General features: G+C 71.6%; 13 protein-coding genes. 9 read left to right on the forward strand and 4 right to left on the reverse strand.

The genetic code is table 11. From position 1 onward, the window contains the following. Positions 1 to 8 precede the first annotated feature (8 nt). The 3 genes from ABZ459_RS46365 (at position 9) to ABZ459_RS46375 (ending at position 3,624) form a co-directional block, all read left to right on the forward strand. Entirely contained in the window at positions 9 to 788 is a 780-nt protein-coding gene (locus tag ABZ459_RS46365) for a GntR family transcriptional regulator (RefSeq protein ID WP_357985659.1), read from the forward strand. Between the two features lie 90 nt (positions 789 to 878). Next, a complete protein-coding gene (locus ABZ459_RS46370; protein WP_357985780.1) occupies positions 879 to 2,693 on the forward strand; it encodes a gamma-glutamyltransferase family protein in 1,815 nt (604 codons plus the stop codon). Positions 2,694 to 2,895: 202 nt separating this feature from the next. Beyond that, complete coding sequence (locus tag ABZ459_RS46375) at positions 2,896 to 3,624, forward strand: sulfite exporter TauE/SafE family protein (RefSeq protein ID WP_357985662.1); 729 nt, start codon at positions 2,896 to 2,898, stop codon at positions 3,622 to 3,624. A 31-nt stretch (positions 3,625 to 3,655) separates the two neighbouring features. Here the strand turns inward: ABZ459_RS46375 and ABZ459_RS46380 are convergent, their stop codons facing one another. The 3 genes from ABZ459_RS46380 to ABZ459_RS46390 all read right to left on the reverse strand — a co-directional run bounded on the left by ABZ459_RS46380 (position 3,656) and on the right by ABZ459_RS46390 (position 6,632). Beyond that, complete coding sequence (locus ABZ459_RS46380) at positions 3,656 to 4,741, reverse strand: glutamate--cysteine ligase (protein ID WP_357985665.1); 1,086 nt, start codon at positions 4,739 to 4,741, stop codon at positions 3,656 to 3,658. Positions 4,742 to 4,814: 73 nt separating this feature from the next. Continuing rightward, entirely contained in the window at positions 4,815 to 5,471 is a 657-nt protein-coding gene (locus ABZ459_RS46385) for a M15 family metallopeptidase (protein WP_357985668.1), read from the reverse strand. Positions 5,472 to 5,483: 12 nt separating this feature from the next. After that, a complete protein-coding gene (locus ABZ459_RS46390; protein ID WP_357985671.1) occupies positions 5,484 to 6,632 on the reverse strand; it encodes an ROK family transcriptional regulator in 1,149 nt (382 codons plus the stop codon). 137 nt (positions 6,633 to 6,769) lie between these two features. Between ABZ459_RS46390 and ABZ459_RS46395 the strand changes: the two genes are divergently transcribed. The 4 genes from ABZ459_RS46395 to ABZ459_RS46410 all read left to right on the forward strand — a co-directional run bounded on the left by ABZ459_RS46395 (position 6,770) and on the right by ABZ459_RS46410 (position 11,469). Further along, on the forward strand, positions 6,770 to 8,089 hold the full coding sequence (locus ABZ459_RS46395; RefSeq protein ID WP_357985674.1) for an extracellular solute-binding protein: 1,320 nt from the start codon (positions 6,770 to 6,772) through the stop codon (positions 8,087 to 8,089). A 2-nt stretch (positions 8,090 to 8,091) separates the two neighbouring features. After that, entirely contained in the window at positions 8,092 to 9,105 is a 1,014-nt protein-coding gene (locus ABZ459_RS46400; RefSeq protein WP_357985677.1) for a sugar ABC transporter permease, read from the forward strand. Next, complete coding sequence (locus tag ABZ459_RS46405; protein ID WP_352323156.1) at positions 9,102 to 9,953, forward strand: carbohydrate ABC transporter permease; 852 nt, start codon at positions 9,102 to 9,104, stop codon at positions 9,951 to 9,953. Before ABZ459_RS46400 ends, ABZ459_RS46405 begins: the two co-directional genes overlap by 4 nt. Before the next feature lie 76 nt (positions 9,954 to 10,029). Further along, positions 10,030 to 11,469, forward strand: a complete 1,440-nt coding sequence (locus ABZ459_RS46410) for a glycoside hydrolase family 3 protein (RefSeq protein ID WP_357985680.1) — start codon at positions 10,030 to 10,032, stop codon at positions 11,467 to 11,469. Positions 11,470 to 11,493: 24 nt separating this feature from the next. On the opposite strand, the gene ABZ459_RS46415 is transcribed toward ABZ459_RS46410, so the two are convergent. Next, on the reverse strand, positions 11,494 to 12,675 hold the full coding sequence (locus ABZ459_RS46415; RefSeq protein ID WP_357985683.1) for an ROK family transcriptional regulator: 1,182 nt from the start codon (positions 12,673 to 12,675) through the stop codon (positions 11,494 to 11,496). An 89-nt stretch (positions 12,676 to 12,764) separates the two neighbouring features. Between ABZ459_RS46415 and ABZ459_RS46420 the strand changes: the two genes are divergently transcribed. Together ABZ459_RS46420 and ABZ459_RS46425 are read left to right on the forward strand one after the other, a co-directional pair. After that, positions 12,765 to 14,615, forward strand: a complete 1,851-nt coding sequence (locus ABZ459_RS46420) for an endonuclease/exonuclease/phosphatase family protein (RefSeq protein WP_357985686.1) — start codon at positions 12,765 to 12,767, stop codon at positions 14,613 to 14,615. Between the two features lie 8 nt (positions 14,616 to 14,623). Continuing rightward, positions 14,624 to 15,073 (forward strand): Rrf2 family transcriptional regulator, encoded by a 450-nt coding sequence (locus tag ABZ459_RS46425; RefSeq protein WP_352323159.1) that lies wholly within the window; start codon positions 14,624 to 14,626, stop codon positions 15,071 to 15,073. The last annotated feature ends 46 nt before the right edge of the window (positions 15,074 to 15,119 follow it).

Here is a 15,119-nt window from a genome sequence, read left to right on the forward strand (position 1 = left end):
GCGGCCATATGGCTGATGTGATGCGGGGCGCCGCCCGTACGACGCTGCTGGGCGAGGTCACCGAGGAGTTGCGTCGTCGCATACTGTCCGGCGAGCTGGCCCAGGGGGAACGGCTGGTCGAGGATCGGCTGGCTGCGCTGCTCGGCGTGTCGCGCAACCCCGTGCGCGAGTCCATCCGGGTGCTGGCGGCCGAGGGGTTCGTCGAGGTGGTCCCGCGGGTCGGCGCGAGGGTCGCGCGGCTGACGGCCGAGGAGGGCGAGGAGCTCTTCGACGTGCGCATGGCGGTCGAGGGCCTGGCCGCCCGGCTGGCGGCGCGCAAACGCGGGCCCGAGGCCGTCGCGCGGCTGCGCCGGGTGCTCGACGCGGCCAGGGAGGCCGTGGACGCCGGACGACCGGCGGAGGTGGCCGAGCTCAACACCGCCTTCCACCTGGCTGTGGGCGAGGCGGCGGGCAACTCCTACCTCAGTCTGATGATGAGGCCCATGGTGCTGCGGGCGCAGTGGGTCTTCAGCCAGACCGCCGCCGCCCGAGGGCCGCACTCCTGGACGGAGCACCTGAGCCTGTGCGAGGCCATCGCGGCGGGCGACGAGGACGAGGCCCAGGCCAGGGCGGTCGCGCACGTCGCCGCCGCCCGCCGGTCGTTCCTCGCGGCCGTGACCCGTACGGCGAACCACCCGGACGACGCGGACCACCCGAACGGCGCAGACAACCGGAACGACACCGACCACCCGAACGACGCGGACAACCCGGACGCACAGGCGGCAACCGGCACCCCGCGGCGGGGGTGAGATGCGGGGATTGTATACAGTCTCCTGAACCGTCCCCCGGAGGAGAGACCGTTGTTCACCACCAGGCCCGAGCTGACGGGCGACTTCGGCATGGTCGCCAGCACCCACTGGCTGGCTTCGGCGGCCGGGATGGGCGTGCTGGAGCGCGGCGGCAACGCCTTCGACGCGGCGGTGACCGCCGGGTTCGTGCTCCAGGTCGCCGAACCGCACCTGAACGGCCCCGGCGGCGAGGTGCCGATCCTGCTGTGGAGCGAGGAGGAGCAGAAGGTGTCGGCGGTGTGCGGCCAGGGCGTGGCCCCCGCCGCCGCGACCGTCGAGCGCTTCGCCGCGATGGGGCTGGACGTCGTCCCCGGCACGGGTCTACTGGCGGCGACGGTGCCGGGCGCGTTCGGCGGCTGGATGCTGCTGCTGGAGCGCTGGGGCACCTGGTCGCTGGCCGAGGTGCTGGCCCCGGCGATCCACTACGCCGAGCATGGCGTGCCGGTGCTCGACCGGATCGCCGCCACGATCGGGACGGTCGAGGAGCTGTTCAGACGCGACTGGCCCACGTCGGCGGCCACCTGGCTGCCGGACGGCCAGGTCCCGGCGCCCGGTTCGAAACTGGCCAACCCGGTGCTCGCGGCGACCTACCGCAGGCTGGTCGCCGAGGCCGAGGCCGCGTCGGCCACCCGCGAAGGTCAGCTCGCCGCCGCCAGACATGCCTGGTACGAGGGTTTCGTCGCCGAGGCCGTCGCCGGTTTCAGCACCGGCACCGCCTGGCGGGACAGCTCGGGCGAGGTCCACGGCGGCCTGCTCACCGGGGACGACCTCGCCCGCTGGTCCGCCACGGTCGAGGAGCCGGTGAGCTTCGACTACCGCGGGCACACCGTGTACAAGACGGGACCTTGGGGGCAGGGACCGGTCTTCCTGCAGCAGCTCGCCCTGCTGTCCGGGTTCGACCTCGACGCCGTCGACTTCCTGGGCGCCGACTACGTGCACCTGGTGACCGAGGCGGCCAAGCTCGCCTTCGCCGACCGCGAAGCCTGGTACGGCGACACGGACGTGCCCATGACCGACCTGCTGAGCACGGCGTACAACGAAGAGCGGTGGCGGCTGATCGGGGCCGAGGCCAGCCTGGAACTGCGGCCGGGCGCGCCCGGCGGCCGGGAGCCGCGGCTGCCGGTCCTCCCGCCCGGCACGGCGGCCGTCTCCCCCGCGACCTCCGCGCCCGTTCGTCCGGGGATCGGCGAGCCGACGGTCGCCCGCCACGACGCACCGCCGACCGGCCGCCCGCGCACTATGACCGGCGCCGGCGAGCAGACGGTGACGCCGGACGGCGCGGTGCGGGGCGACACCTGTCACGTGGACGTCGTGGACCGGTTCGGGAACATGGTCTCGGCCACGCCCAGCGGCGGCTGGTTGCAGAGCTCCCCCACGATCCCCGAGCTGGGTTTCTGCCTGGGCACCAGGGCGCAGATGTTCTGGCTGCAGGAGGGGCTGCCCGCCTCGCTGCGGCCCGGCGCGCGCCCGCGCACCACGCTCTCGCCGTCGTTCGCCACCCAGGACGGGAGGCCGTGGCTGGCGTTCGGCACCCCGGGCGGCGACCAGCAGGACCAGTGGAGCGTCAACTTCTTCCTGGCCGTCGTGCACGGGCGGCTGAACCTCCAGGAGGCGATCGAGGCGCCCATGTTCCACTCCGCGCACTTTCCCAGCTCGTTCTTCCCGCGTGGCTCGCGTCCCGGGGTGTTGCACGTCGAGGAGCGGCTCGACCCGGGGGTGATGGCCGAGCTGCGGCGGCGGGGGCACGAGGTCGAGGTCGAGGGTCCGTGGTCGCTCGGCAGGCTGAGCGCGGTGGCCCGCGACGGCGCCTTCCTGCGGGCCGCCGCCAACCCCCGCGGCGCCCAGGGCTACGCAGCAGGCCGATGACCAACCACGCCCTCGCCTCCCACTCTCCACCGACACCCACCGACCGCGCGTCCCGGCTGACGGCGAGGACGACCACCGACCGCACGCCCCGACCAGAGGCAGGGACACCCCCACCACCGCCCCACACCCGCCGACCGGAGGCGAGAACCACCACCGATCGCGCGTCCCGATTGGGGGTGGGGTGGTGACGGTTGGTGAGCTTGTGTTTCTGGGCGGGGCCGGGGTGCTGGCGGGGGTGGTCAACGCTCTGGCCGGGGGCGGCACGCTGATCTCCTTCCCGGCGCTGGTGGCGTTCGGCTACCCGGGCGTCACGGCGTCGGTGACCAATGCGGTGGCTCTGTGGCCCGGCTACCTGGGCGGTGTCGTCGGCTACCGTGCCGAGCTGCGCGGGCAGCGGCGCAGGGTGACGGCGCTGTCGGCCGCCACCGTGGCGGGCGCCGTGGCGGGCTGTTCGCTGCTGCTGCTCACGCCGGGCCGGCTGTTCGACTCGCTGGTGCCGTGGCTGGTGACCTTCGCCAGCCTCGCGCTGCTGGCCCAGCCGTGGCTCAAGGACCGCTTCGGCGGCGCGGCCGGGCAGCCTCCGAGCAGGCTGGTGTACGCCGGGGTGTTCCTGGGCGGCTGCTACGGCGCCTACTTCAACGGCGGGATGGGCGTGCTGCTGCTGGCCGTGCTCGGCATGTTCCTGCACGACGACCTGCACCGGGTCAACGCCGTACGGGCCGCGTTGTCGCTGGTCGTCAGCACGGTGTCGGTGGTGGCGTTCGCGCTGTTCGGCCCGGTGGAGTGGCAGGCCGTGGCGGTGGTGGCGCCGGCCAGCCTGGCGGGTGGCTTCCTCGGCACCCGCGTGGCCCGGCTCATGCCGCCGAACGTGCTGCGCGGCGTCGTCGTGACCTTCGGCCTCGGCGTTGCGGCGGTGCTCGCGCTGCGTTGAAACTGCGCTGTAGCTGCGTTGAACGGGCGGGTCAGGCGACGGTGGCCTCGATCAGATCGTCCACCACGTCGGTCAGGTCGTTGCCCCGGGCGTGCACGCGCCGCTGGCGCACCGCCCCGGAGCCCTTGCTCAGCAGCCGTTCCAGACCCTCTTCGATGAAGGTCAGGTCGCCGGCCTCGGCCAGCGCGGCGCTCACGTGGCCGAACAGGCGGCGGGCCATCACCGTGGCGGGCACGAGCGTTCCGTGCCGCACGTCGAGGCTGTCGCCGACCAGGCCGTCCCGGGCCGCCCGCCAGTAGGCGGCCCGCAGCACCTCCGACGGGATCGGCAGCCCGCGGTCGCCGCGCGCCACCTCCCGCAACGCGGTCACGACCAGGGCCCGGATCAGGCCGATGATCGTCAGGCTGTCGCTCACGTCGAGCGGCACGTCGGCCACCCTGATCTCGACCGTCGGCAGCCTCGGCGACGGACGGGTGTCCCAGAAGACCGTCTTGGGGTCCATCAGCGCGCCCGACTCCGACAGCGCCCGCAGCGCCAGCTCGTAGTCGCCGAACGTCGGGAAGAACGGCGGCGCCCCGGACACCGGCCACCGCCCCCAGCTGATCACCCGCCAGGACGCGTAGCCGGTGTCGCGGCCCACGAAGAACGGCGAGTTGGCGGCCAGCGCGATCAGCGTCGGCAGCCAGGGTCTGAGATGGTTGCCGACGTAGACGGCGATCTCCTCGTCCGGTACGTCGACGTGCACGTGCAGCGCGCAGATGCTGATCTCGTCCTGCAACGCCCGGTAGAGCTCCTTGCCCTGCTGATAGCGGTGGTCGTCGGTGAGCGGCGGCGGCATGACGTTGCCGAGCACCGGGATGCCGCTGGCCACGACCGCCAGGCCGCACGACCGGGCCGCCTCGGCCACCTCCTTCCGTGCTGCCCGTAGCTGGGAGCCCAGCTCACTGAGGTCGGCGGAGGGCGGCGTACGGGCCTCCACCTGGAAACGGGTGATCTCGTGGGCCACGTCGAGCATGTCCGTCGCGGCGGCCAGGACTTCGGCCGCCCGGGGGGACACGTGGCGGGTGCGGGGATCGACGACGAGGTATTCCTCTTCGATCCCGATCAACGGAACCATGCACACCTCGCTGGGGAGTCCGAAGAGCCTCCGCCACAGGTTGTGCCCGTACCGCTGCCGGGGGAAAACCTGGCTAGAAGGGGGCAGGACCGTACAGGGCGGCGGCGGCGCCGGTGGACATGGCCCAGTAGCGGTCGCCGTACGACCAGTGCCACCACTCGGTCGGGTAGTTGACCAGGCCCACGGGCTCCAGGGCGGCGGCCAGGATCTTGCGGTGGGCGCGGGCCTCGGCGGGGATGCCGGCGGCGGCCGTGTAGCAGGCGCCGCCGCTCTCCTCGGGGTTGTCGTTGACCTGGGTGCCCATGTCGTACTCGGTCCCGTCGGGGGCGCACAGGGTCAGGTCGACGGCGGCGCCGGCGGTGTGGGGGGCGACCTCGACGGGCGACACGTAACGACTTGCCGCGATATAGGACTCGTCGGGCGTCATATCGGGGTAAGTGGTCAGGAGTTCGGCGCGGTAACCCTCGAAGATGCGCCGCTGGGTGGCGATGGGCCGGTATCCCTCGACGATCAGCAGGTGGAAGCCGTCGGGCAACGAGCTCTCGGCCTGCTCCAGCCGGTCGAGCAGCCCCGCGCGCAGGTGCGCGTACGCGCCGTCGTCGTCGGCCATCCGCGTGTCGACCCGCAACCGCCCGCGTACGTCGGCCAGCGGCTCACCGCACTCCCGGACGGGGATCGCCGAGACGCGCGGATCGGAGATGAGGACTACGTCGGTGTCGAGCTGCCACATGGGCAGAAATTCTCACACAGTGTCGGAGAAAACCTGCTCCCGGGCCTGCTCCAGGGCCGCGACCATGGCCCCGCGCAGCACCGCGTTGCCGGTCACCTTGGTGGTCACCACGGTCGGCTGGCTCGGGCACACGCGGGCCACGGCCTCCTCCACCTTGGCGGCCAGCCGCTCGCCGCCGGCCCGGCCGACGTCGCCGCTGAGCACGATCAGCCCGGGGTCCAGCACGACGGCCACGGCCGCCGCGCCCACGGCCAGGCGGCCCGCCACCTCGTCCAGGTAGTCCTCGTCGCCGTTGCGGACCAGGTCGGGCACGGTGTAGCCGATCACGCCGTGCTCGCCGGCCAGGCCGCGCAGGGCGTCGTGGCCCACCAGGCGCTGGAACGAGCCCGACTGCGGCTGCGAGACGTCGGCCGGCAGCGGCTCGCCCGGCACCGGCAACCAGCCGATCTCGCCCGCGCCGCCGGTGATGCCGCGGTGCAGCCGGCCGCCGAGCATGACGCCGAGGCCCTGGCCGACGCCGGCCCAGATGACCACGAAGTCGTCGTAGCCGACGGCGGCGCCGTAGCGGCTCTCGGCCAGGGCGACCAGGTTGACGTCGTTCTCTATCGTCACCGAGACCCCGAGGGTCTGGCGCAGGCTGGCCAGCACGCCGACGTGCCAGTCGGGCAGGTCGTAGGACCAGCGCACGTCGCCGCTGCGGGGATCGACGACGCCCCGGGTGCCGATGACGAAGGAGCGGAGCTGGGAGAGCTCGACGCTGGCCGTGGCGCAGGCCCGCTGCACGGCCGAGTGGACCGCCTTGACCGGGTCGCGGGCGTCGGACGGGTTGACCGTCACCTCGACCACGATTTTACCTGTGATGTCCGCCACACCGACAGTGAGGCTGTCGGGCAGCACCTCCAGCCCGGCGACGTACGCGCTCGACGGAACCACGGCGTACAGGGCGGCGTGCGGCCCCCGGCCGCCGGCACGCTCGCCCGCGACCTCCACCAGCCCCCGCTCTTCGAGGCGAGCAAGCAGCTGACCTGCGGTTACCTTGGATAGCCCCGTTCGCTCCCCCAGTTCGGCGCGGGTCAGCGGACCGTCCGCGAGGAGGAGTTCAAGTGCCGAGCGGTCGTTCAACCTGCGCAGCAGCCGGGGGATCCCCGGGCTTCGACTCATTACCGCACCCCTCTCGTCACGAATGGCTAACGAGCGTTTCTTTTAAGAAAGTTTCTTGTTAGTTTAACAGCGTCGTTCGGCATTTGACGATCAGCCTGGTGCGGACCGTAGGCCAGCACCCGGGAAGGGAGAACCCTGTGAGGATCGCGAAGATCACAGCCACTACGGTCACCACGGCCGCCCTGGCCCTGGGCCTGGCCGCCTGTGGGTCAAGCGAGGAGCCGAAGCCGTCGTCCAGCGCGGCCGCCCCCGCTTCCAGTGGCCCGAAGTTCGCGGGCAAGACGCTCAGCGTGTGGCGTCTGGGCGACAGCAACCCTGCCGCCGCCAAGTACATGGAAGAGCTCAACGCCGAGTTCAAGACGCAGACCGGCGCCGAGGTCAAGCTTGAGTGGATCCCGTGGCCGCAGGTGGCGGACAAGTTCGCCGCCGCCGCGACCGGCACCGGCCCGGACGTGACCGAGATCGGCAACGACCAGGTCCCGATGTGGCAGAGCCAGGACGCGCTCACCGCCATCACCGACATCGCGCGTGAGGGCGACCGGGCCCAGATCCCCGAGAACCTCTACGGCTACGAGACGGTCGACGGCGAGATCTACGGCATCCCGTGGGGCGCCGGCGCCCGCGCGGTGCTCTACCGCAAGGACTGGTTCGCCGACCTGAAGATCGAGGTTCCCAAGACCTGGGACGAGCTCGTCGCCGCGGCCAAGAAGATCCAGAAGGAGAAGGGCGCCGGCGTCGACGGCTTCGCCTTCAACGGCGGCTCCGACGCCAACCACCTGCTGGCCGCGTTCGCCTGGTCCGAGGGCGGCGAGTTCGCCGTCAAGGAGGGCGACAAGTGGGTCGGCAAGCTGACCGACCCCGGCTTCCAGAAGGGCTTCGAGACCTACACCGGTCTGGTCACCGGCGGCCTGTCCGGCAAGGCGAACCTGACGCTGAACACCGTCGACATCCGCAAGCGCTTCGCCAACAACAAGGTGGCGATGTACCTCACCGCCGGCTGGGACCTGCCCGGCATCGAGGAGGACTCGAAGGGCAAGCTGAAGGGCGACAAGCTCGGCTTCTTCCCGCTGCCCGCCAAGACCGGCGGCCTGGCTCCGTCCTTCTTCGGCGGCAACGACATCGCGCTGTGGGGCGGCACCAAGGAGGCCGACCTCGGCAAGGAGTACATCAAGCTCGCCACCAGCAAGACCTGGGCCGACCGCTACGCCAAGGAAGGCGGCCTGCTGCCGGTCTACCCCGACACCCTGGCGGCGCTGAACGAGGACCCGGCCCAGGGCCCGTTCGCTCAGGCCTTCGCCAAGGCCAAGGCGTTCCCGGCCGACCCGAACTGGGCCGAGGCCGACGCCACCAAGGCCGTGCTGCAGAACGCGGCGCGCGCCGTCATCGAGGGCAAGAAGGACACCACCACGGCTCTCGCTGACGCCAACAAGGAACTCGAAGAGATCCTGAACCAGTAACGATGGCGAACACGACTACGGTCACCCGGGGCAGGGGCTCGTCCCCCGCCCCGGGGCGCCGCCGTAAGAAGGGCGGCGGGCCCGTCAAGGCCACCGGGATGCCCACATGGAGCATCCCGTACGTGCTGCTCATCCCCGGTCTGCTGGTCATCGCGGGTCTGCTGCTCTACCCGATGTTCCAGCTCGGCGTGATGGCCTTTCAGAAGGTCGGGCTCGCGCAGATCAGGGGGAGCAAGCCGGCCGAATGGGTGGGCCTGGACAACTTCAACAAGGTCCTCTCCAACGACATCTTCTGGTCGGCTCTGCGCAACACCGTGGTGTTCGCCTTCGTCGCCGTCAGCCTCACCCTGATCGTGGGCACCGCGGTCGGCGTGCTGCTGAACAAGCTCGGCAAGAAGATGTCCCTGTTCGTGGTCATCGGGTGCATGTTCGCCTGGGCCGTGCCGCCGGTCGCGCAGGGCGTCATCTGGCGCTCGCTCTTCGACGCCGAGTCCGGCATCGTGAACTGGCTGCTCAACCTGCTGCCCGACTGGCTGGCCGCGCCGCCCGCCGGCCAGCAGGACTGGACGGGCACCCCCTGGCTCAACGACACCTTCCCGCTCTACGTCGCGCTGATCGTGTGCGTGGTGTGGGCCGGGTTCCCGTTCATCGCGGTCTCGGTGCTGGCGGGTCTCAAGGGCATCCCGTCCGAGCTGTACGAGGCGGCCAAGGTCGACGGCTCGGGGGCGTGGCGGACGTTCAGGAAGATCACCCTGCCGCTGCTCAAGCCGGTCTTCGCCGTCCTGACGATCCTGTCGATCATCTGGGACTTCAAGGTCTTCAGCCAGCTCTACGTGCTGATGAACGGCCCGACCAACCGCGACGGTTTCAACCTGTCGATGTACGCGGTCGCGGAGGCGTTCAAGCCCCCGCAGAAGCTGGGCACGGGCGCGGCGATCTCCATCGTGCTGACGATCATCCTGCTCATCATCACCGTCGCGTACGTCCGGCAGATCGTGAAGCAGGAGGAGATGTGAACGCGCTGGCCCGCAAGAAGCTCGGGAAGATCCTCCTGAACACGGCCGGTGTGCTGGTCTTCCTCTACGCGGTCTTCCCCGTCTACTGGATGGTCTCCACCGGCTTCAAGGAGAACGACCAGATCTTCACGACGGAGTTCATCCCGTTCCCGACGCACTTCACCTTCGACCACTTCGCGCGGGTGCTGACCGAGGGCGTGGCGAACAACTCCATCTGGCTCTACATGCGCAACAGCGCGATCGTGGCGCTCGGCACCGTGCTCATCGGCTCGGTCTTCGCGCTGCTGTCGGCCACGGCCATCGCCCGCTTCCGCTTCAAGGGGCGTGGCACGTTCCTGGTCATCCTGCTGATCGTGCAGATGTTGCCGGCCGAGGGCCTGCTCATCCCGCTGTACATGATGGTCAAGCGGGTCGGCCTCGGTGACCAGCTCCTCGGGCTGATCATCACCCAGGTCGCGCTGACGCTGCCGTTCGGCATCTGGATGTTGCGCACGTTCGTGGCCGCGGTGCCGCGGACGCTGGAGGAGGCGGCCTGGATCGACGGCGCGAGCCGCCTGACCACGTTCTGGAAGGTGCTGTTCCCGCTGGTCGCGCCGGGGTTGGTGGCCACGAGCATCTTCTCGTTCATCACCGCCTGGAACGATCTGGTGTTCGCCCTCTACCTGATGTCGGGTTCCGAGGGTTACACGATGCCGGTCGCCCTGCAGTACTTCTTCGGCCAGAAGGGCGTCGACTGGGGCGCGATCATGGCCGGTTCCACCCTGATGACCCTTCCGGTGGTCGTCTTCTTCCTGCTGGTACAACGCCGCATGGTCGCCGGTCTCACCGCCGGGGCCGTGAAGGGGTAACAGGCACTGATCCTCGTACGGCTCGGACTGGTCCGGGCCGTACCCGATCGTGCCGTCATTCAAGTGATGAGGAGCCATGAGTCAGAGTGATCGGGGGCTGCGTCGCCTCGCGGCCGGCACGCTGCTCGTCGCCTTCCAGGGCACCACGGCGCCCGACTGGGTGCTGCGTGAGCTGGACAACGGCCTGGGCGGCGTGACGCTCTTCGGGTTCAACGTCGCCGGACCCGACCAGGTCAGGTCGCTCACCACGACGTTGCGCGCCTCGGCCGAGCCCGTCATCTCGCTCGACGAGGAGGGCGGGGACGTCACCAGGCTGGCCTACCACGTCGGCAGCCCGTACCCGGGGAACGCGGCGCTGGGGGCGGTCGACGACGTGGACCTGACCTGCCGGGTCTACGCGGCGATCGGGTCGGAGCTGGCCGCGTGCGGCATCAACCTGGACCTCGCGCCGAGCGCGGACGTCAACACCGAGGTCGACAACCCGGTGATCGGGACCAGGTCCTTCGGCGCCGACCCGGCGCTGGTGGCCAGGCACACGGTCGCGGCGGTCAACGGGCTGCAGTCGGTGAACGTGGCCGCCTGCGTCAAGCACTTCCCCGGCCACGGCGCCACCCGGGTGGACTCCCACCTGGCCGTGCCCGTCGTGGACGTCGGCCTGGACGTGCTGCGCGCCCGCGAGCTCGCGCCGTTCCGGGCGGCCATCGAGGCCGGCGCCAAGACCGTGATGACCGCCCACGTGGCGGTTCCGGTGGTGACCGGGGACACTCCGGCCACCCTGTCACCCGCCGCTCTGACCGGGCTCCTCAGGGGCGAGCTCGGCTACGACGGCGTGGTGATCACGGACGCGCTGGACATGCACGCGATCACCAAGAGCGTCGGCCTGGCCAACGGCGCCGTGCTCACGCTCGCGGCCGGGGCGGACCTGATCTGCCTCGGCCCGATCCCCGGCGAGGACGACGTCCAGCGGGTCATCGGGGAGATCGTGGCCGCGGTGACCGAGGGCCGCCTGCCGGCCGCCAGGCTGGAGGAGGCGGCCGACCGCGTGGGCGCGCTGCGGGCCTGGTTCGGCACGCCCGAAGTGATCGCGGCCGAGCAGAACGGGGTCGGCCTGCACGCCGCCCGCCGCGCCGTGCAGCTGACCGGCGAGACGGAACCCCTGGTGGAACCCCTGGTGATCGAGGTGGACACCCCGCCCACGATCGCCGTGGGGAACGTGCCATGGGGTGTGGGCCCGTGGCTGCCGGACGCCGAGATCGTCCGCGTCGAGCCCGCGGCCGCCGACGTCCCCGCCCTGCTGGCCAAGGCCGCGAACCGGTCGCTGGTCATCGTGGTGAAGGACGCCCACCGCTACCAGGCGAGCCAGGAACTGGTCTCCGCTCTGGTGGCGGCCCGCCAGGACACGACGGTGATCGAGATGGGCCTGCCCGTCTGGCGGCCCGACAGCGCCGCCTACATCGCCACGTACGGGGCGGCCAGGGCCAACGCCCAGGCCGCCGTGGAACTGATCACCGCCTGAGACGGGCGGCCACGGCCCGCCGGATCAGGGCGCGAGGAGCTCCTCGCGCGCCTGGTCCAGGGCGGCCAGCACCGCGCCGCGCAACACCGGGTTGGCGTGGGCGACCGCCGTGGTGACCACCTGCGGCCGCACCGGGCAGATCCGCGCCACGGCCTCCTCCACCCTGGAGGTCAGCGCGGATCCCCCGGCGTGGCCCACCTCCCCGGCCAGCACGACCAGCCCCGGGTCGAGGATCACGCAGACCGCCGCCACGCCCAGCGCCAGCCGGTGGGCGATCTCGTCGAGCATCGGCTCACCGCGGGACCCGGCCGCCACCGCGACCTCGACGCACTCGCCGGCGCTCTCGGCCGCGAAACCGTAGCCACGGGCCAGCTCGGCCACCGCCTCGGCGCTCACCAGCGACTGCAGGCCGCCCGCCAGCGACGGCAGCCGGCCCGGCTTGGTGCGGATGTCCTCCGGCAGCGGCACGCCGGGCACCGGCAGGTAGCCGATCTCCCCCGCGCTGCCCGAACGCCCCCGGTGGAGCTTGCCGCCCAGCATGACCGCCATGCCGAGGCCCCGGCTCGCCCACACCAGCACGAAGTCGTCGACGCCCTTGGCTGCGCCGTCGGCGTACTCGGCGATGGCGGCCAGGTTCACGTCGTTCTCGATCGTCACCTCGCGCCGCAGGTCGCCGGCGAGCGCCTCGTGGATGCCCTCGTGCCAGCCCGGCAGGTCGAAGGAGAAGCGCACGTCGCCGCTGCGCGGATCGACCACGCCCGGGGTGCCGATCACCACGCCGCGCAGCTTGGCCAGGCTGACCTTGGCGCTGCGGCACGCCTTGACGATCGCGCCGTGCACGGCGGCCACCGGGTCGTCGTGGCCGCCGGGATCGACGGTGACCTCGGCGATCGTGCGGCCGTGGATGTCGGCGACGGCGGTGGAGATGAGCTCGGGCCCGACCTCCAGACCGGCCACGTACGCGCTGGAGGGGATGACCGAGTAGAGCGCCGCGTTCGGCCCTCTGCCGCCCGCCTGCGCGCCCACCACCTCGACCAGGCCGCGCTCCTCCAGCCGCGCGAGCGTCTGGGAGGCGGTGACCTTGGACAGACCGGTCAGGTCGCCGATCTGCCCCCTCGTCATGGGGCCGGTGGCCAGCAACAGCTCCAGTGCGGCCCGATCGTTGATCTCCCGGAGAAGTCTGGGCACACCAGGACGACGCTCCACGCTGATTCCCACCGTCAATTCGAAAAGGTTGTTGGAAGTTTAGCGCCCCAGCTCTTGCATATCATCGGAGCCGAACACGAGGATGCCTCATGACCATCCCCCGCGGCCCGGCGATCATGCTCGCGCTCGGCCTCGTGCTGCTGCTGGACGTGTTGAGAGTCTTCCTCCCGTCGTTGATCACCCTGTTCGGCCGGGCGGGCGAGACGCCGCCGGAGCTGATGGGTCTCTACGCCGCCGCCTGGTTCATCCTGCCTTTCCTGGCGCTGTTAGCCAAGCCGCGCCACGCTCTGCTCGGCGGCGCCGCGGCGCTGGTCCTCGCCAGGATCCTGCTGCAGGCGGGCGTGAGCCAGCTCTATGTCGCCTCGGCCGGCGTCACCGCGGGCCTGGTCTTCCTGTACGGCTGCACCCACGCCGTCCCGCGCCGGGCGGTGCCCGTCGGCGTCATGGGCGGCCTGAGCCTGTCGCTGATCGTCCATCTGCTGCTGGACGGGGTGGATCTGGTCTGGCGTGACGGCCTGGTCCCGTGGCTGGCGGTGCTCTCGGTCTGCGCCGCCTTCCTGAGCCTCCTCCGCCCGCCGGCCGCCGAGGTGGACCGCGCGCCCACGCTGACGTGGTTCCTGCTCGGCCCGGCGATGTTGCTGACCGGCGTGGCCGCCACGGGCTGGGCCAAACCCGAGCAGAGCCCTACCGACCTGTGGGTGGTGCTGGCGGGCACCGGCCTGCTCGCCGTCGTCCTGGTCATGGTCGTGGTGCAGGCCGCCCACCCGCCGCTGTCGCCGGTCTTCGACGTCATCCTCGGGGTTCTGCTGGTGGTCTCCGCGGCGGCGCTCGCCGTGTCGGCGTCCTACGTCACCGTGCTGCTGATCGGCTGGCTCGGCTCCCTGCTCGCCGGGACCGCGAGGCCGGACCGCCCCGCCGGGCGACGTCCGGGAGTGGCCGTGCTCGGCGGCGGGCTGGTCTTCTTCGTCGGGCTGTTCGTCTACTACGCGGCCTATGACATGAACCTCGGGTTCCCCAACGGCCTGGTCCTCGTGGCGGTGGCGGTGCTGGTGGCCGTCCTCAGCGTGGTCACGGCCCTGGTCCGGCACTCGCCGCGGCCGGTCGCGCTGGTCCGCAGCGGCTGGTTGCCGGTGCCCGTCGCCGTCCTGCTGGTGGGGCTCGTGACGCTCGGGGCGCCGTCCGCGCCGCCCGTACGGGCCAAGCAGGGCGACACCTTCACCCTGATCGCCTACAACATCCGCATGGGCTACGGACTGGACGGCCGCCTGTCGCTCGACAAGATCGCGGCGTGGGCCGCCGCCCAGAAGCCCGACGTCGTGCTGCTCAGCGAGGTGGACCGCGGCTGGCTGCTCAACGGCGGCCACGACGGCCTGGCCAGGATCGCCCGCGGCCTCGGCATGCGCTACCACTTCGCGCCCGCCGCCGACCAGGTGTGGGGCGACGCGCTGCTCACCAACCTCCCGGTCAAGCAGGTGCACTCCCACCCTCTGGGCGCCCACGACTACCCCACGGGCGCGCAGGCCCAGACGGTCGTCCTGGAGGTGGGAGGCAAGGAGGTGGGCATCGTCAACACCCATCTGCAGGCCCCCGAGGGCCAGGCGCCCGAGGTCGCCGCGATCGCCCGCGCCCTGGCCGCCGGCCGGGACGCCGACGAGGCCGGGCACCGCGCCGCCGGAGCCGGGGAGCAGGTGAGGCGGCCGGTGATCCTGGCGGGCGACCTCAACACCCGGCCCACCGATCCGGCCATGGAGGTGCTGAAGGCGGCCGGGCTGAGCGACCCGCTGACCGCGTTCGGGGACGCCCCCAAGGAGCGCATCGACCACGTGCTGCTCACCGCGGGGTTGACCGCGATTTCTGCGCAGGCGCCGCGGTTGCCGTATTCGGATCACCTGCCCGTTCTGACGACCTTGCGCCTAACCAGTGTTGACCAGGAGGGATAATCGAGAACATGCGCCTTTCCGCTCGTGTCGACTACGCCCTCCGTGCCGCCGCTGAACTCGCCGCAGCCGGCGCGGGTCCGACTACCGTGGGTGAGCTCGCCAAGGAACAGGACATGCCTCCCAAATACCTGGAGAACATCCTGCTCCAGATGCGCCGCGCCGGCCTCGTGCGCGGCCAGCGGGGTCCCGAGGGCGGCTACGTGCTGGCCCGGCCCGCCGCGAACATCTCGCTCGCCGACGTGATCAGGGCCGTGGACGGGCCGCTGGCCAACGTGCGCGGCGAACGTCCGGAACATGTCGGCTACCGAGGCCCGGCCGAGTCGTTGCAGCAGGTCTGGATCGCGTTGCGCGCCACCGAGCGCGCCATCCTGGAGGAGGTCACGCTCGAACAGGTCGCCACGGGCAGCCTTCCCGAGCGCGTCCGCCAGCTCGCCGCCGACCCCGCCGCCTGGGACTGACCCTCTGGCCGGGCATGGCGGCGGGCATGGCGGGCGCCCTCGGGCC

The sequence above is a fragment of the Nonomuraea sp. NPDC005692 genome, from assembly GCF_040631115.1.
Lineage (GTDB): Bacteria > Actinomycetota > Actinomycetes > Streptosporangiales > Streptosporangiaceae > Nonomuraea.